16 protein-coding genes are annotated in these 19645 nt (G+C 62.1%); 13 read left to right on the forward strand and 3 right to left on the reverse strand.

The genetic code is table 11. From position 1 onward, the window contains the following. Positions 1–721: 721 nt before the first annotated feature. The 3 genes from queF to ilvA are packed head-to-tail and all read right to left on the reverse strand — an operon-like array spanning position 722 to position 3992. Positions 722–1546 carry an NADPH-dependent 7-cyano-7-deazaguanine reductase QueF gene (gene queF / locus P3T25_RS14025; RefSeq protein WP_054037665.1) on the reverse strand — a complete coding sequence of 275 codons (825 nt, stop codon included), beginning with the start codon at positions 1544–1546 and terminating at the stop codon, positions 722–724. Further along, positions 1543–2445, reverse strand: a complete 903-nt coding sequence (locus P3T25_RS14030; RefSeq protein WP_154565585.1) for a 5'-nucleotidase — start codon at positions 2443–2445, stop codon at positions 1543–1545. Before P3T25_RS14030 ends, queF begins: the two co-directional genes overlap by 4 nt. A gap of 23 nt (positions 2446–2468) precedes the next feature. Further along, positions 2469–3992, reverse strand: a complete 1524-nt coding sequence (gene ilvA, locus P3T25_RS14035) for a threonine ammonia-lyase, biosynthetic (protein WP_429358246.1) — start codon at positions 3990–3992, stop codon at positions 2469–2471. Positions 3993–4507: 515 nt separating this feature from the next. Between ilvA and P3T25_RS14040 the strand changes: the two genes are divergently transcribed. From P3T25_RS14040 to clsB, 13 genes are all read left to right on the forward strand, one after another. Continuing rightward, positions 4508–8602, forward strand: a complete 4095-nt coding sequence (locus P3T25_RS14040; RefSeq protein WP_429358247.1) for a DUF3683 domain-containing protein — start codon at positions 4508–4510, stop codon at positions 8600–8602. Positions 8603–8636: 34 nt separating this feature from the next. Further along, positions 8637–9065 carry an HIT family protein gene (locus P3T25_RS14045; protein ID WP_429358248.1) on the forward strand — a complete coding sequence of 143 codons (429 nt, stop codon included), beginning with the start codon at positions 8637–8639 and terminating at the stop codon, positions 9063–9065. 107 nt (positions 9066–9172) lie between these two features. Next, positions 9173–9586: a gamma-butyrobetaine hydroxylase-like domain-containing protein gene (locus P3T25_RS14050; RefSeq protein ID WP_171926264.1), complete on the forward strand. Its 414-nt coding sequence runs from the start codon at positions 9173–9175 to the stop codon at positions 9584–9586. A 67-nt stretch (positions 9587–9653) separates the two neighbouring features. Then, positions 9654–10385 (forward strand): bifunctional demethylmenaquinone methyltransferase/2-methoxy-6-polyprenyl-1,4-benzoquinol methylase UbiE, encoded by a 732-nt coding sequence (ubiE, locus tag P3T25_RS14055; protein ID WP_093646467.1) that lies wholly within the window; start codon positions 9654–9656, stop codon positions 10383–10385. A 38-nt stretch (positions 10386–10423) separates the two neighbouring features. Then, entirely contained in the window at positions 10424–11416 is a 993-nt protein-coding gene (locus P3T25_RS14060) for a Tim44 domain-containing protein (RefSeq protein WP_429358249.1), read from the forward strand. A 153-nt stretch (positions 11417–11569) separates the two neighbouring features. After that, positions 11570–12214 (forward strand): ubiquinone biosynthesis accessory factor UbiJ, encoded by a 645-nt coding sequence (locus tag P3T25_RS14065; RefSeq protein ID WP_429358250.1) that lies wholly within the window; start codon positions 11570–11572, stop codon positions 12212–12214. A 15-nt stretch (positions 12215–12229) separates the two neighbouring features. After that, positions 12230–13807 carry a ubiquinone biosynthesis regulatory protein kinase UbiB gene (gene ubiB, locus P3T25_RS14070; RefSeq protein ID WP_429358251.1) on the forward strand — a complete coding sequence of 526 codons (1578 nt, stop codon included), beginning with the start codon at positions 12230–12232 and terminating at the stop codon, positions 13805–13807. Positions 13808–13836: 29 nt separating this feature from the next. Next, positions 13837–14460 carry a methyltransferase domain-containing protein gene (locus tag P3T25_RS14075; protein WP_429358252.1) on the forward strand — a complete coding sequence of 208 codons (624 nt, stop codon included), beginning with the start codon at positions 13837–13839 and terminating at the stop codon, positions 14458–14460. A 181-nt stretch (positions 14461–14641) separates the two neighbouring features. Beyond that, complete coding sequence (locus P3T25_RS14080) at positions 14642–15037, forward strand: FmdB family zinc ribbon protein (protein WP_266238492.1); 396 nt, start codon at positions 14642–14644, stop codon at positions 15035–15037. Between the two features lie 75 nt (positions 15038–15112). Then, positions 15113–15766 (forward strand): DUF502 domain-containing protein, encoded by a 654-nt coding sequence (locus tag P3T25_RS14085; protein WP_093646478.1) that lies wholly within the window; start codon positions 15113–15115, stop codon positions 15764–15766. A gap of 63 nt (positions 15767–15829) precedes the next feature. Beyond that, positions 15830–17629: an aspartate--tRNA ligase gene (aspS, locus tag P3T25_RS14090; RefSeq protein ID WP_429358253.1), complete on the forward strand. Its 1800-nt coding sequence runs from the start codon at positions 15830–15832 to the stop codon at positions 17627–17629. Positions 17630–17809: 180 nt separating this feature from the next. Further along, positions 17810–18310 (forward strand): dihydroneopterin triphosphate diphosphatase, encoded by a 501-nt coding sequence (nudB, locus tag P3T25_RS14095; RefSeq protein WP_154560591.1) that lies wholly within the window; start codon positions 17810–17812, stop codon positions 18308–18310. Further along, positions 18307–19566 (forward strand): cardiolipin synthase ClsB, encoded by a 1260-nt coding sequence (gene clsB, locus P3T25_RS14100; protein ID WP_429358254.1) that lies wholly within the window; start codon positions 18307–18309, stop codon positions 19564–19566. Before nudB ends, clsB begins: the two co-directional genes overlap by 4 nt. Positions 19567–19645: the final 79 nt, after the last annotated feature.

Raw genomic sequence — 19645 nt, forward strand, 5'->3', positions numbered from 1 at the left:
TTCTCTTTGCCGGCTGCAAAGAGAAGTAGGCAAGAGAAAGCAGCTCAAACCGCTAATGCTAAGTGGGCACCGTGGTTTGCTGCGGGTAGTGGTGCATCTGGAATCCGTGTTCTCGCACATTCCGCGTTAGTGACAAAGGACTCATCAGCTCCCACTTCGCACTACGTGCGTCGCGGACGGGTATGCATGGGAAACCACGGGCTTCGGTTGAGGTCCGTGGGGGTCGTCGGCTTCGCCTCGGCGAGGCGCTCCTGCACTTCCCCGGGAACCCCGCCTCAATGATATGTCGGTGTGCTGAATCACCGTCCCGATCACGATCACAGCCGCGGTTGCCGTTCCAATCGCAATCGCGATGGTGGCGCCATGACGAGCCACGGTTCGGTGGCGAGACGCGAGCGTCAAAACGAAGCGGGAGGTTTTAAGAAGTACTCTTCGGCGCGCGCAGCGTCGCCGGAAGAATGACGCCCTTGTCACTGGCGCATGCCGGTGCACGAACACAGATTCCAGATGCACCACTACCCGCAGCAGACCACGGTGCCCACTTAGCAGTAGCGGTTTGAGCCGCTTTCTTTTGCCTACTTTTCTTTGCGGCATGCAAAGAAAAGTAGGTGCCGCCCCGCACAGGGGCAACGCTAATAGACCACTAACAAAACAAGGAAAGGCCAACGCCCTAAGAACACTGACAACAAGCGCCGCGCAGACACAAAAAAACCAGGCATCCCTATTGCCGCGCTAACCGCAAATTATCCGGCATAGGCAAATTAAAATTCGTCCGGAACGGATTAATATCCAGCCCGCCGCGGCGGGTATACCGCGCATAAACAGCAAGCTTCACCGGCCGGCAGGCCTTAAGCACATCGATAAAAATCCTCTCGACGCACTGCTCATGAAACCCGGTGTGATTCCGATAGGAAATGATGTATCTCAGCAAGCCCGCATGATCGATCTGCGGCCCAACATAATGAATCTGCACACTGCCCCAATCAGGCTGCCCCGTCACGGGACAATTCGACTTTAGCAAGTTGGAAACCAACGTCTCCTCGACAGGCGACTCGTCGAACGCAGCCTTCAGCAACGAAGCGTCAGGGTGATAAACATCGGTATCGAGATCGAGCCGGTCCAGCGACAACCCATCAAACTCTTCCATCTGCAATTTGCCGAACTCATAGGGCGCCGCCAGATGAACAGACACCGTCGCGCCGCATGAAGCGGAAACATCCCGCTTGATCGTGTCGCGTACAACTTCCATCGACTCAAAAGCCGTCTGCGCAAACGACCCCAGATAAAGTTTGAACGACTTCGACTCGACGATATTCGGCGAATCAGCCGGCACAAAGAAAGTCGCCACCGCAATCTGCGGCTTGCCGCGCGCGTTCAGCCAGGAAAGCTCGTAAGCATTCCAGATGTCCGTGCCGAAAAACGGCAACTGCGCGCCAATCCCAATCGCCTCGCGCGCATTTTTCCGGGCAATCGGAAAGAGCAGCGAAGCGTCATATTGTTCGGTGTAAGTGGAAGCCTTACCCAGCGGTGATTGTTCGGGTGTCATGATGCGTTCACGATGCCACTCAGCACGTGCCCCGTCGCCGTCACGACGCGGGCCGATTCGCAGTGGCCAATTTGGTCGTCGAAGAAAAAGTCCGGCTCGAACTCGCGCAAAAACGCGCTCTTGTCGAGGCCGCCGAGGAACATCGCTTCGTCGATTTCGATGTTCCACGCCATCAATGTGCGGATCGCGCGCTCATGCGCCGGGGCCGAGCGCGCCGTCACCAATGCCGTACGAATATGCATCGGTGCGGCTTCGTCCGCGAGTTTCTGCAGGCGGTGCAGCGCTTCGAGCAACGGCTTCAAAGGCCCATCCGCAAGCGGCAAATCCTTGTTGTGAATCTCATGGCCGACGAACGCCCGCAAGCCATCTTTCTGAAAGATGCGCTCGGCTTCGTCGGAAAACAGCACGGCGTCGCCGTCGAAGGCAATCCGGATTTCGTCCGGGTACTTGCTCGCCATTTTCGCCGATTCGGGCAAGACGCGCGCGGCCGGAAATCCGGCAGCCAATGCATCGCGCACGTCGTCCTGATTCGCAGACAAAAACAGCGAGGCGTTCAACGGTTTCAGATAACCAAATGGCGCGCGCCCACGTGTGAACACGCCACGCTCGATCGCCAGCCCATACTCCCTGCACGAATGAAATGCGCGCAATCCACTGATCGGATCGCTGCGCGACAGGATCACCACTTCGACCCGATGGCCACCGGCATTCAAGGCCAGCAGCTTGCGGATCAGCGGGAACGCGACACCCGGTTTGGCGGGCACAGCTAGCCGCTCACGCTGCAATGCTTCATACGCTTGCAGGTTGCCCTTCTCGTACACGCAGTTCTCTTCCTCGAAGTCGAACAGCGCGCGCGACGAGATTGCCACCACCAGTTTGTCGACAAGCGAAAGAGCCATCTGCGCGTTTCAGTCCAATAAGATCAAGCGAGGAACAATCGGTACACGGGATTCTGCGTCTCTTCCCAGCACGGATAGCCAAGCGTCGTGATAAAACGTTCAAACTCGCTGTTCTCGCTTTCCGGCACCTGGATGCCGACCAGAATCGAACTGTAGTCCGCACCCTGGTTGCGATAGTGGAACAGGCTGATATTCCAGTTCGGCGCCATTGACGACAAAAACTTCATCAGCGCGCCCGGCCGCTCCGGAAACTCGAAGCGGAACAGACGTTCGTCGTGGGCCAGCGGCGAACGGCCGCCGACCATATAACGGATGTGCTGCTTCGACAGTTCATCGAAAGTCAGATCGACAGTGGCGAAGCCGTGTGCTTCAAATGCGCCCGCGATCTGCGCCGATTCGCTGCGATTGCGGATCTGCACGCCGACAAAGATATGGGCTGAATTCGCGTCCGCAATGCGGTAGTTGAACTCGGTGACGCTGCGCGTGCCCACCAGTTCGCAGAAGCGGCGGAAACTGCCGCGCTCCTCCGGGATCGTCACGGCGAACACCGCTTCACGTGCTTCACCCACCTCAGCACGCTCCGCCACGAAACGCATGCGGTCGAAGTTCATGTTCGCGCCGGACGTGATTGCAATCAACGTCTGGTCCTCGATGCCTTCTCGCTCGGCATACTGTTTGGCACCGGCCACGGCCAGTGCGCCGGCCGGTTCCAGCACGCTGCGGGTGTCCTGGAACACGTCCTTGATCGCGGCGCACAGCGCATCGGTGTTCACGAGCAGCACGTCGTCGAGATATTCGCGGCACAGGCGGAAGGTTTCCTCGCCTACCAGTTTCACTGCCGTACCGTCCGAGAACAGACCCACTTCATTCAACGTCACCCGTTCGCCGGCTTTCAAGGAAGCGGCCATCGCGCACGAGTCGTCAGTCTGTACGCCGATCACCTTGATCTCCGGGCGCACCGATTTCACGTACGCAGCTACGCCCGCGGCGAGTCCACCACCGCCGATCGGCACGAAGATCGCGTGAATCGGGCCCTGATGCTGGCTCAGAATCTCCATCGCGACCGTGCCCTGGCCGGCGATCACGTACGGATCGTCGAACGGGTGGACGAACGTCAGGCCGCGTTCTTCCTGCAGTTTCACGGCATGTCCGTAGGCGTCGCTGTACGACTCGCCGAACTGCACGACTTCGACGGTCGCTCCGCCATGCGCGCGTACCGCATCGACCTTCACCTGCGGGGTCGTCACGGGCACCACGATGATCGCCTTCACGCCCATCCTGGCCGCCGACAACGCCACACCCTGCGCGTGATTGCCCGCTGACGCAGTAATCACACCCCGCTCCAGCGCGTCCGCCGGAATATGCGCCATCTTGTTGTACGCGCCGCGCACCTTGAACGAGAACACCGGCTGGTTGTCCTCACGCTTCAGATAAACCGGGTTACGCAGCCGTGCCGACAGATTCGGCGCGCGTTCGAGTTCGGTCTCGCGGGCCACGTCGTAGACGCGCGCGGTCAGGGTTTTTTTCAGGTAGTCGTGGGAAGCCATGCGGGTGGCGCGGTGCGCTTTGCGAGACGGGAAAGGGTCAATGATAGCGCCAACGGTGTGCACGCTGGCCCTCTGTGAACCTTGGCCGTATCCCGGCGCGCCGCCGGCAAAGTCCAACCCGACCGTCCGGTCGGAGAATCGTTCGTATGCGCTCACGGGCGCCGTTCAGCACAAAAACGCCAAAAGTCCTGCCACAACCCTGATTTCAGGCGTCAACGCGTGGCGGGATCATGGGGTAGAATTCCATTTTGGAATAAGGATCGGAAGATGCACTGGCAGCCTCGGATCGCCCACTTGATGCCCGTCCCGCGTGAGTCTTGCCCCGCGGCGGAGCGTCACGTCCGCCACGCGCGATCGTGTAGCTGTCTCTGAGCGCCGTGAAGCGACTGATGTGGGTAGGCCGTCGGTTGCGCTTCGCTCCCCTAGAAGATTTCCAGCATTGCGCCCCACGCGCACCGTCCGCCGACGCCTCACAGAGATGAGCGCGCCCGGTTGACCCACCGAGTCGTCCAAACATGAACGCACCTCAAGTTTTCGATCCGCACGGGGCCGCCACTGCGGTGGCCGCCGATCCCGAAGCGCGTCTGCGCGAAATTCCCTATAACTACACGTCGTTTTCCGACCGCGAAATCGTTATCCGTCTGCTCGGCGACGAAGCCTGGGCGGCCCTGGCCGAACTGCGCGCGGAACGCCGCACCGGCCGCTCGGCACGGATGCTGTACGAAGTGCTCGGCGACATCTGGGTCGTACGCCGCAATCCTTACCTGCAAGACGACCTGCTCGACAATCCGAAGCGCCGCGCGCTGCTGATCGAGGCGCTCCATCACCGTCTGAGCGAGATCGAGAAGCGCCGTCGCGCCGATCTGGTCCAGCACGGCGACGAAGCGGGCATTGATCGGGCCGCTCGCGTTGAAACGCTGGTGGCGGCTGCACGCCGTGCCGTCGACGATTTCGAGAGCGAATTCCAGAAGACCTTCGATCTGCGCCGTCGCACGACCAAGGTGCTGGGCAAGGTCACGGAAAAAGACAACATCAAGTTCGACGGCTTGTCCCGCGTCTCGCACGTGACGGACGCGACCGACTGGCGCGTCGAGTACCCGTTCGTCGTGCTGACGCCGGATACCGAAGCCGAGATCGCCGGCATGATCAAGGCGTGTTTCGAGCTCGGTCTGACCGTGATTCCGCGCGGAGGCGGCACGGGCTACACAGGCGGCGCGGTGCCGCTCACGCCGTTCTCGGCCGTCATCAACACCGAAAAGCTCGAACAACTTGGCGCGGTCGAGATGACCGAACTGCCGGGCGTCGAGCGCAAGGTGGCGACGATTTTCTCCGGCGCGGGCGTGGTCACACGCCGCGTGACCGAAGCGGCCGAGCAGGCCGGCTTCGTGTTCGCCGTCGATCCGACTTCGCTGGATGCATCCTGCGTCGGCGGCAACGTCGCGATGAACGCGGGCGGCAAGAAAGCGGTGCTGTGGGGCACGGCGCTCGACAACCTCGCCTGGTGGCGCATGGTCGACCCGGAAGGGAACTGGCTCGAAGTCACGCGTCTGGACCACAACCTCGGCAAGATTCACGATATCGAAGTCGCGCGTTTCGAGCTGAAGTGGTTCGACGGCAACCACGCGCCGGGCGAAAAACTGCTGCGTACGGAAGCGCTCAACATCAAGGGCCGCGTATTCCGTAAGGAAGGTCTCGGCAAGGACGTGACCGACAAATTCCTGGCCGGTCTGCCGGGCGTGCAGAAGGAAGGCTGCGACGGCCTGATCACGTCGGCGCGCTGGGTGCTGCACAAGATGCCGGCGCATACGCGCACGGTCTGCCTCGAGTTCTTCGGTCAGGCCCGTGAAGCGATTCCGAGCATCGTCGAGATCAAAGACTATCTGTTCGAAACGTCGAAGCAGGGCGGCGCGATTCTCGCCGGCCTCGAGCATCTGGACGAGCGCTATCTGCGCGCGGTCGGTTATGCGACCAAGAGCAAGCGCAACGCGTTTCCGAAGATGGTGCTGATCGGCGACATCGTCGGCGACGATGCGGACGCGGTGGCGCAAGCGACCTCGGAAGTCGTGCGCATGGCCAACGGCAAGAGCGGCGAAGGTTTCGTCGCCGTCAACGCCGAAGCACGCAAGCGTTTCTGGCTCGACCGCAGCCGTACCGCCGCGATTGCCAAGCACACCAACGCGTTCAAGATCAACGAAGACGTGGTGATCCCGCTCAACCGGATGGGCGAGTACACCGACGGCATCGAACGCATCAATATCGAGCTGTCGATCAAAAACAAGCTGCAACTGGTCGACGCGCTCGAAGCGTTCTTCAAAGGCGGCAAGCTGCCGCTCGGCAAGAGCGACGACGCCAACGAGATCCCGAGCGCGGAGTTGCTCGAAGATCGCGTGCAGCAGGCGCTCGATATGCTGAAGAAGGTGCGCACGCGCTGGGAATTCCTGCGCGACAAGCTCGATCTGTCCTTGCGCGAGGCGCAGCACTATCTGGTCGGCCTCGGCTACGAAGGGCTGGCGGAGAAGTTTGCCGATCGCGCCGACGCGCAGCCGGATGCGACCGTGTTCCATATCACGCAAGACCGTACGGTGCGCGTGTCGTGGAAGGCGGAGATCCGGGCCGAGTTGCGTCAGATCTTCAACGGCGGCGAATTCAAGCCAATCCTCGAAGAAGCCCAGGCGATCCACAAGCAGGTCCTGCGTGGCCGCGTGTTCGTCGCGCTGCACATGCACGCGGGCGACGGCAACGTCCATACGAACCTGCCGGTCAACTCCGACAACTACGAGATGCTGCAGGACGCCCACACGGCCGTCGCGCGCATCATGAAGCTGGCGCGTTCGCTCGACGGCGTGATCTCCGGCGAGCACGGCATCGGCATTACCAAGCTCGAATTCCTGACCGACGAAGAGATCGGCGAATTCCGTGCGTATAAGCAGCGCGTCGATCCGCATGGCCGCTTCAACGCAGGCAAGCTGCTCGAAGGCGCCGATTTGCGCAACGCCTACACGCCGAGCTTCGGCCTGATGGGTTATGAATCGCTGATCATGCAGCAGTCCGATATCGGTGCGATTTCCGAGTCGATCAAGGACTGTTTGCGTTGCGGCAAGTGCAAGCCGGTGTGCGCGACTCACGTGCCGCGCGCGAACCTGCTGTACAGCCCGCGCAACAAGATTCTCGCCACCTCCTTGCTGGTCGAGGCGTTCCTGTACGAAGAGCAGACCCGCCGCGGCGTGTCGATCAAGCACTGGGACGAGTTCAACGACGTCGCCGATCACTGCACCGTCTGTCACAAATGCGTGACGCCGTGCCCGGTGAAGATCGACTTCGGCGACGTGACGATGAACATGCGCAACCTGCTGCGCAAGATGGGCAAGAAGAAGTTCAATCCGGGCAACGCGGCCGGCATGTTCTTCCTGAACGCCACCAACCCGCAGACCATCAACCTCGCGCGCACCGCGATGATGGGCATCGGCTACAAGGCGCAGCGTCTCGGCAACGACGTGCTGAAGAAGTTCGCGAAGAAGCAGACGGCGCACCCGCCGGCAACGGTCGGCAAGCCGCCGGTCACGCAGCAGGTGATCCACTTCATGAACAAGAAGATGCCGGGCAATCTGCCGAAGAAAACAGCGCGTGCCTTGCTCGATATCGAGGACAACAAGATCGTCCCGATCATCCGCAATCCGAAGACGACCACCGCCGACACTGAAGCGGTGTTCTACTTCCCGGGCTGCGGCTCCGAGCGGCTGTTCTCGCAAGTCGGTCTGGCCACGCAAGCCATGCTGTGGGAAGCGGGCGTGCAAACGGTACTGCCGCCGGGCTACCTGTGCTGCGGCTACCCGCAGCGCGGCTCGGGCCAGTTCGACAAGGCCGAGCAGATCGTCACGGATAACCGTGTGCTGTTCCACCGCGTCGCGAATACGCTGAACTATCTCGACATCAAGACGGTGGTGGTGTCGTGCGGTACGTGCTACGACCAGCTCGCCGGCTACGAATTCGAGAAGATCTTCCCGGGCTGCCGGATCATCGACATCCACGAGTTCCTGCTCGAGAAGGGGATCAAGCTCGAAGGCGTGAACGGCGTGCGCTACATGTATCACGACCCGTGCCACTCCCCGATCAAGACGATGGACCCGGTCAAGCTCGTCAATCAGCTGATGGGGTCGGAGAACGACGGCTACAAGATCGAGAAGAACGATCGCTGCTGTGGCGAATCCGGCACACTCGCGGTGACGCGCCCGGACATTTCGACGCAAGTCCGTTTCCGCAAGGAAGAGGAAATGCGCAAGGGCGCAGCGAAGCTCCGTGGTATTCCTCTCGTAGCTGAGGCGGGGGCGAATGGGATCAACGCGGCCAATGCGTCGACCGGCGCGGCGGGTGCGCCGAACGGCTCCGTGCTCAAGGCGGGCGACGGGCCGCAACCGAACGGCGCCACGGAGGTGAAGATCCTGACGAGCTGCCCATCCTGCCTGCAAGGCCTGTCGCGCTACAACGAGGACGCGGGCACCGAGGCGGACTACATCGTCGTCGAGATGGCACGTCACGTGCTGGGTGAAGACTGGATGGCGGACTACGTCCAGCGGGCGAACAATGGCGGAATCGAGCGCGTGCTGGTTTAATGGCACGACTGACGATTTTTGCCTGAGGACGACGATGGACTGCGTTTTTTGCCGTGAAGATGGCGGCGATGTGCTGTGGCAGGACGACACCCTGCGTGTCGTCCTCGCCGACGAACACGACTACCCGGGCTTTTGCCGGGTGATCTGGAACAAGCATGTCGCAGAGTTTTCCGATCTCGCCGAGACCGACCGTGATCGCGTGATGCGGGCCGTGTATGCGGTCGAGCGTGCGATCCGGCGCATTCTCCAGCCGGTGAAGGTCAACCTGGCGAGCCTCGGCAACCAGGTGCCACACGTGCATTGGCACGTGATACCGCGTTTTTCGAACGACGCTCATTTCCCGCTGCCGATCTGGGCGCCGCGCCAACGCACGGTGTCCGAAGCTATGCTGTCGTCGCGCCGCGCGCAAGCTACCCTGCTGCGTGAAGCGGTGCGGCAAGAAATCGAACGGGCATTTGGCTGAGCGCCGCCGAACCAGCCGCTTCGCGCCAGCGCCCCGACGGGCCAATCCCCCAAGGGACCTCGGAGCGGAAAACTTGGGGCTGCTCTGCTTTTTGTTATGAGGTCATCATGAGTGGATTGACTCCCGATACCCCGGTGCCGACCGGCGTGGTCGTGCATTCCAAATCGCGCGTGCTCGAATTGCAGTACGCAAACGGCGAAACGTATCGCCTGCCGTTCGAATTGCTGCGCGTGTATTCGCCGTCGGCGGAAGTGATGGGCCACGGGCCCGGCCAGGAAACTTTGCAAACCGGTAAACGCGACGTCACGATCACGATGATCGAAGGCGTCGGCAACTATGCGGTGCAGCCGACTTTCTCCGACGGACACGCCACCGGCATCTATTCCTGGGACCTGCTGTACGACATGGCCGTCCGTCAGGATGAACTCTGGCGCGACTATCTCGCCAAACTGGCAGCGGCCGGCGTCGACCGCGATGCCCCAATGGCGCCAGCCGGTGCTGCGCACGGGCACTGTCACTGATACGATTCGCCCTGGTCGCCGCGCTGATGCGGCGCAACATTTCAGAATACGCGAAAGGACGAGCGCGATGAGCAAAACCCACTTCGGCTTTCAATCGGTCGACGAACAGGAAAAAGCGCAGAAGGTGGCGGGCGTGTTCCACTCGGTCGCCTCCAACTACGACTTGATGAACGACCTGATGTCGGGCGGGTTGCACCGGGCGTGGAAGATGTTCACGATCGCCCAGGCCAACGTCCGGCCGGGCTTCAAGGTGCTCGATATCGCGGGCGGCACGGGCGATCTGTCGAAGGCGTTCGCCAAACAGGCGGGCGACACCGGCGAAGTCTGGCACACCGACATCAACGAATCGATGCTGCGCGTGGGCCGTGACCGCCTGCTGGACAAGGGCGTGATCACCCCGGCGCTGCTCTGCGACGCCGAAAAGATCCCTTTTCCGGACAATTACTTCGACGTGGTGACCGTGGCCTTCGGCTTGCGCAACATGACGCACAAGGATGTGGCGCTCGCGGAGATGCGGCGGGTGTTGAAGCCGGCAGGCCGTCTGCTGGTGCTGGAGTTCTCGAAGGTGTGGGATCCGCTAAAAAAGGTCTACGACGTCTATTCTTTTAAGGTGTTGCCGTGGCTCGGCGACCGCTTTGCGAAAGACGCCGAGAGCTACCGCTACCTCGCGGAATCGATCCGGATGCATCCGGATCAGGAAACTTTAAAAACAATGATGGAACAAGCGGGCCTGGACGGCGTCAAATATTACAATTTGTCAGCTGGCGTGGTAGCTTTACATGTGGGGACCAAATACTAGGGTCCCTAACCCATCGATTTTTAAAGGAAAGTACGAAAATGTCCGATTCAGGTGTGTCATCTCCTCGTAAGGTTTCGAGGTCGTTGGTGAGAAGAATCGGACTGATCGCGGTGGTCGGTCTGATCATGGCCGGCTCTCTCGCCTCGCTCGATGCGGAAGCCCGCCGCATGGGCGGCGGCCGTAGCATCGGCCGTCAGTCGAACACGGTTCAGCAACAGTCGACCCCGTCGCAACCTTCCCAAAGCAATCAGGCCATGCAGCAGCGCGCGCAGCCGGCACCGGCGCCCGCGCCGACTCCGGCCGCAGCGCCTAACCGCTCGCGCTGGCTTGGCCCGATCGCCGGTCTTGCCGCTGGTCTTGGTATCGCGGCCCTGTTGTCGCACTTCGGTCTGGGCGGCGCGTTCGCCGGCGCCATGGCCAACATCATCGTGATCGCGGTGATTGCGATGATCGGCATCTGGTTGATCCGCCGCTTCATGGGGCGCAAGCGCGATACGTCGCAACCGGCGTACGCGGGCGGCGCACCGTCTCTGAATGCGGGCGGCACCGGCTATACGCAGGAGCCGCGTTACAACGCTCCGCCCACCGGCGCGTACCTCGAACCGCAAGGCAACCCGCTGACCACGCCGTCGATCAACGCTGCCCCGGCAGTGCCGGCCGGCTTCGATTCGGAAGCGTTCCTGCGCAACGCGAAGGTGTACTTCGTACGCCTGCAAGCCGCATGGGACGTCGGCAACACGGAAGACATCCGCGAATTCACCACGCCGGAAATGTTCGCGGAAGTGAAGGTCGATCTGACCTCGCGCGGTGCCGAGTCCAATCAGACCGACGTGGTGCAACTGAACGCGGAGCTGCTGGGTGTTGAAGAACGTGCAACCGAATACTTCGCCAGCGTGCGCTTCTCCGGTTTGATCCGCGAATCGGCGGGTGCGGCGGCAGAGCCGTTCGTCGAGGTCTGGAACCTGACGAAGGCGAACCGCCCTGGCGAAGGCTGGCTGCTGGCCGGCATTCAGCAGGTGGCACAGCACTGAGCCAGCAGCAGGGCAGGCCCGGGACAGCCCTGCTTGCCCTGATTTTGCACAAAGCATTGGCCGTTCGGCATAGCAAGCCGCGAAGCGAACGGACGTTACAATAGGAACCCGCGCGGGCACCTCGCCCGCGCGGGTTTTTTCTTGCCACTTTCAATGACCCTCGCCGCCAAGCCCTTCGCTGCTGCTGTCAATCATCTGCTCGCCCGCGAATCGTGGGCTCGTGAGCGCCTCGCCCCTTACGCGGGCAAGACCGCCAGACTGTCCTGTCCGCCAGTCGTGCTGATGCTGCTGGTGCAACCCGACGGCTACCTTGGCGCGGTCGACGAAGCCGATGCGCAACAGTTCGATGTGACCATCTCGGTACCGTCCGATGCGCTGCCTGCCTTCATGCAAGGCGGCCAGGCCGCCGTGATGAAGCACGTGAAGATCGAAGGCGACGCCGAGTTTGCGACCGTGATCGCCAAGCTCGCCGAGCATCTGCGCTGGGAGCCGGAAGAGGATCTGGCAAAGCTGATCGGCGACGGTCCGGCGTGGCGGGTGGCATCGGTCGTGCGTACGGTCGGCGAACATGCGCGGCGCACCGGGCGCAATCTGCTCGACACTGCCGCCGAGTATCTGCTCGACGAAAACCCGCAACTGGTGCGGCGTGCCGCGCTGGAAGACTTCAACGTCGAACTGGCCCGCGCCCGCGATGCTTTGGCGCGCGTGGAAAAGCGCATCGAGCGTCTTGAACAGAGGGTCGAAGCCCGCGGCGCAGATGCGCCGGGCGGCGCCGCCACGTTGCGCGGCACGCGCTAGTCATCGGGCACAACTATGCGTTTTCTGCGTTTCCTCAAGATTTTCTTTACGGTCATCCGCTTCGGTCTCGATGAGATGATGCTCAGCCGCGTCAACGACCGGCGTGTGCGTCTGCTGCTGCGTATCACTACCATCGGCCGCAAGTTCGACGCGCCGCCGGGTGTGCGTTTGCGGCTCGCGCTCGAAAGCCTCGGGCCGATCTTCGTCAAGTTCGGCCAGGTGCTGTCCACGCGGCGCGATCTGCTGCCGGTCGATATCGCCAATGAGCTGGCCAAGCTGCAGGATCAAGTGCCGCCGTTCGATTCGGCGGTGGCGATCGGGCTGGTCGAGAAGTCGCTCGGCGCACCGGTCGACGTGCTGTTCGACGATTTCGAGCGGGTGCCGGTGGCGAGCGCGTCGATCGCGCAGGTTCACTTTGCCAAGGTGAAAGCAGGGCAGCACGCGGGCAAGTCGGTCGCCGTGAAGGTGCTGCGACCGAACATGTTGCCGGTGATCGATTCCGACCTGGCCTTGCTGCGCGACATCGCCGTCTGGGCCGAGCGTTTATGGGCCGACGGCAAGCGCCTGAAGCCGCGCGAGGTGGTCGCCGAATTCGACAAGTATCTGCACGACGAACTCGATCTGATGCGGGAGGCGGCGAACGGCAGTCAACTGCGCCGCAACTTCGCCGGGCTCGATCTGCTGCTGGTGCCGGAGATGTACTGGGAGTTCTGCACGCCCACCGTGCTGGTGATGGAGCGCATGGTCGGTGTGCCGATCAGCCAGGTGGAGACGCTGCGCGCGGCCGGCGTCGATATTCCGAAACTGGCGCGCGAAGGCGTCGAGATTTTCTTCACCCAGGTGTTCCGCGATGGTTTTTTCCACGCCGACATGCACCCGGGCAACATTCAGGTGAGCCTCGATCCGGCGCACTTCGGCCGCTATATCGCGCTCGACTTCGGCATCATCGGCGCACTGTCGGACTTCGATAAGAACTACCTCGCGCAGAACTTCCTCGCTTTCTTCAAGCGTGACTACCACCGTGTCGCCACGCTGCATCTGGAGTCCGGCTGGGTACCGCCTACGACTCGGGTCGAGGAACTGGAAAGCGCGATCCGCGCAGTTTGCGAGCCCTATTTCGACCGCGCGTTGAAGGATATTTCGCTCGGCCAGGTGCTGATGCGCCTGTTCTCGACTTCGCGCCGCTTCAACGTGGAAATCCAGCCGCAACTGGTGCTGCTGCAAAAAACCATGCTGAACGTGGAAGGGCTCGGCCGTTCGCTCGATCCTGAGCTGGACTTGTGGAAGACCGCCAAGCCCTATCTCGAACGCTGGATGAACGAGCAGATCGGTCTACGCGGCTGGTACGAGCGGCTGAAGATCGAAGCCCCGCAGTGGAGCAAGACACTGCCGCAGTTGCCGCGCCTGATTCATCACGTGCTGGCTCAGCGTCACGACCACACGCGCGGCGTGAACGACGACATGATTCGCCAGATTCTGCTCGAGCAGAAGCGTACCAACCGGCTGCTGCAAGGCTTGCTGCTATTCGGCGTGGCGGTGGGTGTCGGCGCGGTGCTGGCACGGGCGTTTCTGGCGTTCGCCTACGGCGGGTGATCCCGAACCTGATTCCTACGAGGCATCTCATGAGCGACCCGAACCCGCCTTCCGCACCCGACTTCGCGACCCGCGATCCCAACTCGCCCGAGTTCTGGGACGAACGCTTCGAACGCCATTTCACGCCGTGGGATCAGGCGGGCGTGCCGTCGGCGTTCCAGTCATTCGCTGGCCGGCACAGCGGCGCCGCCGTACTGATTCCCGGCTGCGGCAGTGCCTACGAGGCGCTCTGGCTGGCGCAGCAAGGCAATCCAGTCCGGGCGATCGATTTCTCGCCGGCTGCCGTGGCGGCAGCGCACAAGCAATTGGGTGCGCAGCATGAGCAACTGGTCGAACAGGCTGACTTCTTCACGTACGAACCGCCGTTCACGCCGACATGGATCTACGAGCGCGCGTTCTTTTGTGCGTTGCCGGCGGAGCGCCGTGCAGACTACGCGCAACGGATGGCCGAGTTGTTGCCGGCCGGTGCGTTGCTGGCGGGTTTCTTTTTCATCGGCGCGACGCCGAAGGGGCCGCCGTTCGGCATCGAGCGCGCTGAACTCGACGCGTTGCTCATGCCGCACTTCGATCTGATCGAAGATGAAGCCGTGAACGACTCGATTCCCGTCTTTGCTGGCCATGAGCGCTGGATGACCTGGCGCCGTCGTGCCTGAGCGCGTCGCCGCCGCGTTTGACGGCGGCTCGGGCCGCACTTGATTCGATAGCGGCCGCCCCCATTTACGTGAACGGCGGCTGCGCCTGGCGTTTGTCCCCGAAAATCGCGGGTGACTAGCCATATGCGGCTATAATTCAAGGCTTTGCAAGCGTTTACAAGATTTCAGTAGGGAAAAGTTCATGCCGATCTACGCTTATCGTTGCGAGTCATGCGGCTTCGGGAAGGACGTGCTTCAGAAGATGAGCGACCCCCAGTTGACGCAGTGTCCCGAGTGCGGGAAAGACACCTTTCGCAAGCAGGTGACAGCAGCCGGTTTCCAGTTGAAGGGCTCCGGCTGGTATGTGACCGATTTCCGCGGCGGTAACGGCGGCGCGAGCGCGCCGGCCAAGCCCGACGCGAACGGCGGCTCGAATGCGAATTCGGGCGAAAACGCTGCAGCCGGGAACGGCGGCGCGGCGAATTCCGACACGGCTCCGGCCAACGGCACGGCCGCCGCCGCAACGCCTGCCGCAGCCGCCACGCCTGCTGCCGCACCCGCCGCTTCGGCCAGTTCGAGCGGTTCCGGCAGCGCCTAGTAGCATGGCCGCCCTTATGGGCGGCGCACACGCCGCGCGTCGGGTATCGGCTCGCGCGGCTTTCTGGCGGTACACATGACGACGAAAAAAACGACGCTCAAATCGGTGTTCCTGACTGGCCTGCTGGTGCTGGTGCCTCTGGCTATCACACTGTGGGTGCTCGGCCTGATCATCGGCACGATGGACCAGACGCTATTGTTGCTGCCGACCTCATGGCAGCCGGAGCGCGCGCTCGGCTTCCGTTTGCCGGGTCTCGGCGCGGTGCTGACGCTGGCGTTCATCTTTGTCGTCGGGCTGTTGACGCAAAACTTCATCGGGCAGAAGCTCGTGAAGTGGTGGGAAGTCGTGGTCGCTCACATTCCGGTGGTCGGCCCGCTCTACACCAGCGTCAAACAGGTGTCGGACACCTTGTTGTCGAGCAGCGGCAATGCGTTTCGCAAGGCGCTCCTGATCGAGTACCCGCGCCGCGGTTCCTATACGATTGCGTTTCTGACCGGCATTCCGGGCGGCGACGTGGTCAATCACCTGAAAGAAGATTACGTCAGCGTGTATGTGCCGACTACGCCGAACCCAACGTCCGGCTTCTTCCTGATGGTGCCCAAGAGCGAAGTGATCGAACTCGACATGACGGTCGACGCTGCGCTCAAGTACATCGTCTCGATGGGCGTCGTGGCGCCGTCCGCGCCGCCGGCGCCGGTGCGCCGCACGACAGTCGAGCCTCCGCTGTAATGCCGGCGCGCAGCGTTTATCGCCGCGCGCCGTCCAACCAATGCAAAACGAAAGACAAACATCATGTCGATGAGATCTGAATACTGCGGTCTGGTGACCGAAGAACTGCTGGGCCAACCCGTCTCGCTGTGCGGTTGGGTAAGCCGCCGCCGTGACCATGGCGGCGTCATCTTCATCGACCTGCGTGACCGCGAAGGCCTCGTTCAGGTCGTCTGCGATCCGGATCGCGCGGAAATGTTCAAGACTGCCGAAGGCGTCCGGAACGAGTTCTGCCTGCAGATCAAGGGCGTGGTTCGCGCCCGCCCGGAAGGCACCACGAACGCCTCGCTGAAGAGCGGCAAGATCGAAGTGCTGTGCCACGAGCTGATCGTGCTGAACCCGTCGATCACGCCGCCGTTCCAGCTCGACGACGACAACCTGTCGGAAACCACGCGCCTCACGCACCGTGTGCTCGACCTGCGCCGTCCGCAGATGCAGCACAACCTGCGTCTGCGTTACCGCGTCGCGATCGAAGTGCGCAAGTATCTGGACTCGCTGGGCTTCATCGACATCGAAACGCCGATGCTCACCAAGAGCACGCCGGAAGGCGCGCGCGATTACCTCGTGCCGTCGCGTACCAACCCGGGTCAGTTCTTCGCATTGCCGCAATCGCCGCAGTTGTTCAAGCAACTGCTGATGGTCGCTAACTTCGATCGCTACTACCAGATCGTCAAGTGCTTCCGCGACGAGGACCTGCGCGCTGACCGTCAGCCGGAATTCACGCAGATCGACTGTGAAACCTCGTTCCTGTCGGAACAGGAAATCCGCGATCTGTTCGAAGCGATGATCCGTCACGTGTTCAAGGAAACGATCGGCGTCGAACTGGCCGAGAAATTCCCGGTCATGGAGTATTCGGAAGCGATGCGCCGTTTCGGTTCGGACAAGCCGGATCTGCGCGTGAAGCTCGAATTCACCGACCTGACGGACGCGGTTAAAGACGTCGACTTCAAGGTGTTCAGCACGCCGGCCAACACGAAAGACGGTCGCGTCGCGGCGATCCGCGTGCCGAAGGGCGGCGAGCTCTCGCGTGGCGACATCGACAGCTACACGGAATTCGTGCGCATCTACGGCGCGAAGGGCCTCGCGTGGATCAAGGTCAACGAAGTGGCGAAGGGCCGTGACGGTCTGCAAAGCCCGATCGTCAAGAACCTGCACGACGAAGCGGTCAAGGCGATTATCGAGCGCACTGGCGCGCAAGACGGCGACATCATTTTCTTCGCGGCGGATCGCTCGAAGGTGGTGAACGACAGCCTGGGCGCGCTGCGTCTGAAGATCGGTCATTCGGAATTCGGTAAAGCCAACGGCCTGGTCGAATCCGGCTGGAAGCCGCTGTGGGTGATCGACTTCCCGATGTTCGAGTACGACGAGGAAGACAACCGCTACGTCGCCGCGCATCACCCGTTCACGAGCCCGAAGGACGAGCACCTCGAGTATCTGGAAACGGATCCGGCGCGCTGCCTCGCCAAGGCCTACGACATGGTGCTGAACGGCTGGGAAATCGGCGGCGGTTCGGTGCGTATCCACCGTGAAGAAGTGCAGAGCCAGGTGTTCCGCGCGCTGAAGATTGGCGCGGAAGAAGCGCAAGCCAAGTTCGGCTTCCTGCTCGACGCGCTGCAATACGGCGCGCCGCCGCACGGCGGTATCGCATTCGGTCTGGACCGCATCATCACGATGATGGCCGGCGCCGATTCGATTCGCGACGTGATCGCGTTCCCGAAGACACAACGCGCGCAGTGTCTGCTCACGCAGGCGCCGAGCGAAGTGGACGAGCGCCAGTTGCGCGAGTTGCACATCCGTCTGCGTCAGCCGGAACCGAAGGTCTAAGCTGGATCAAACTAGAGCTGTCTGAAAACGACAGCGTGAGGTGACGAAAAAGCGAAACGAAAAAGGCGCGTGATGCGCCTTTTTCGTTTTTTGCGTTACAGTCGCAGCAACCGGTCTCGACCGCTTATTGGACCACTCGCCGACATGTACCGCGCAAGCGTTGCGCCCAGTCTTTACGCCATGCCGAAACCGCCGAAGATCCCGCAATCCGTACTCGTCGTCATCCATACGCCCGCGCTCGACGTGCTGTTGATCCGGCGTGCCGATCATGCAGATTTCTGGCAATCGGTGACCGGCTCGAAAGACCAGATCGATGAACCCTTCGTCGAGACGGCGACGCGCGAAGTGGCGGAGGAAACCGGCATCGTGATCGGCAGTACGCTCGTGCCGCACAGTGCGTTGTTCGACTGGCAGTACTCGATCGACTATGAGATCTACCCTCAGTTCCGGCATCGCTATGCCGAGGGCGTGATCCACAACACCGAGCACTGGTTCAGTCTGGAAGTGCCCGAGCAGCTCGAAGTGACGCTCGCGCCACGCGAGCACACCGCGTTCCTGTGGCTGCCCTATGAAGAGGCGGCCTCGCGCTGCTTTTCGTCGTCGAATGCCGACGCGATCCTGCAATTGCCGAAACGGCTCGCTGGGCGCCTGAATGGCCAGCCCGAGGAGCGTGCCCGGTGAGCGTCGGCGGCGCGCGCCGTTTCGCGCGACTCCGGCAAGCGCTGCTCGGCCGCCGCTACTGGCAGCGCTACCGCTTCACCAGCGGCAACGAGGTCAAGCTGCTGCGTTCCGGCGAAGAGTACTTCGCCACGCTGATCGAGCGCATCGACGCGGCGCAAAGCGACGTGGTTCTCGAAACCTATATTTTCTGTGACGACAGCGCGGGCCGGGCCGTCAGCGCGGCTTTGCTGCGCGCAGCCTCGCGCGGCGTGAAGGTGCGCGTGATTACCGACGGCATCGGCACCGAGCGCCTGCCGATGTTCAACGAATGGCCGCTCGCCGGCGTCGACCATCGTATCTACAACCCGCATCTGTTCGGGCGTTTCGGCTTCTCGCGTACGCACCGCAAGATCGCGGTGGTGGACGATCAGTTCGGCTACTGCGGCGGCATCAACATCGTCGACGATTACGAGAACAACGGCGAGAAGCTGCCTTACCGGCGCTGGGATTTCACGGTGGAATTGCAGGGGCCGGTGGTCGCCGATATCCGCCAGGCGTTCGAGGTGCAATGGCGGCGGATCCATCTCGGGCATCGGCCCCTGGATTCGCTCGGGCCTGATCTCGGGCCGAAGACCATGGCGTCGCTCGGCACGCTGCGCCGCCGGCGCCGCAATCGCAACGAGGCGCTCTGGGCCGGCGGGCTGCCATGCGTGGCCTTCGTCGCGCGCGACAACCTGATCAACCGCCGCGCCATCGAAAAGGCGTATCTGACCGCGATCGGCCAGGCCCGCAGCGAAGTCTTGCTGGCCAACCCGTACTTTATGCCGGGCCGCAAGCTGCGGCGCGCGCTGGTGTTCGCGGCGCGGCGCGGCGTCGACGTGAAGCTCATCATCGGGCGCAAGGAGTTCAAGGCGCTCGATTACGCCGTGCCGTTCCTGTATCGTGCGCTGCTCAAAGCCGGCGTGCAGATCGCCGAGTACGAGAAAACCATGCTGCACGGCAAGGTCGCGGTGGTGGATTCGAACTGGGGGACGGTCGGCTCGTCGAACCTCGACGCGTTGAGCCTGATGCTCAACAACGAAGCCAACGTGGTGCTGGTGAACGACCCGTCGATCGGCGCGCTGCGCGAAGCGATCGTCGCCGCGTTCAAGGAATCGCGCCGGATCGACGAGGCGCGCTATGATGCCCGTCCGGCGGGCGAGCGCTTGCTCAACTGGCTTGCCTACACGACCTATCGGGCGGTAATGAAGCTATTAACGGTGGGTGGCTATGACTAGCTCATCGACACCTCGCACATAACGGCAAGGGCGCAGCGTCAATGAAAGGGACAAAAAGAAGGCAAACGCCTCTAAAAAA

This window comes from Paraburkholderia sp. GAS32 (assembly GCF_050434225.1).
Taxonomy (GTDB): domain Bacteria; phylum Pseudomonadota; class Gammaproteobacteria; order Burkholderiales; family Burkholderiaceae; genus Paraburkholderia; species Paraburkholderia madseniana.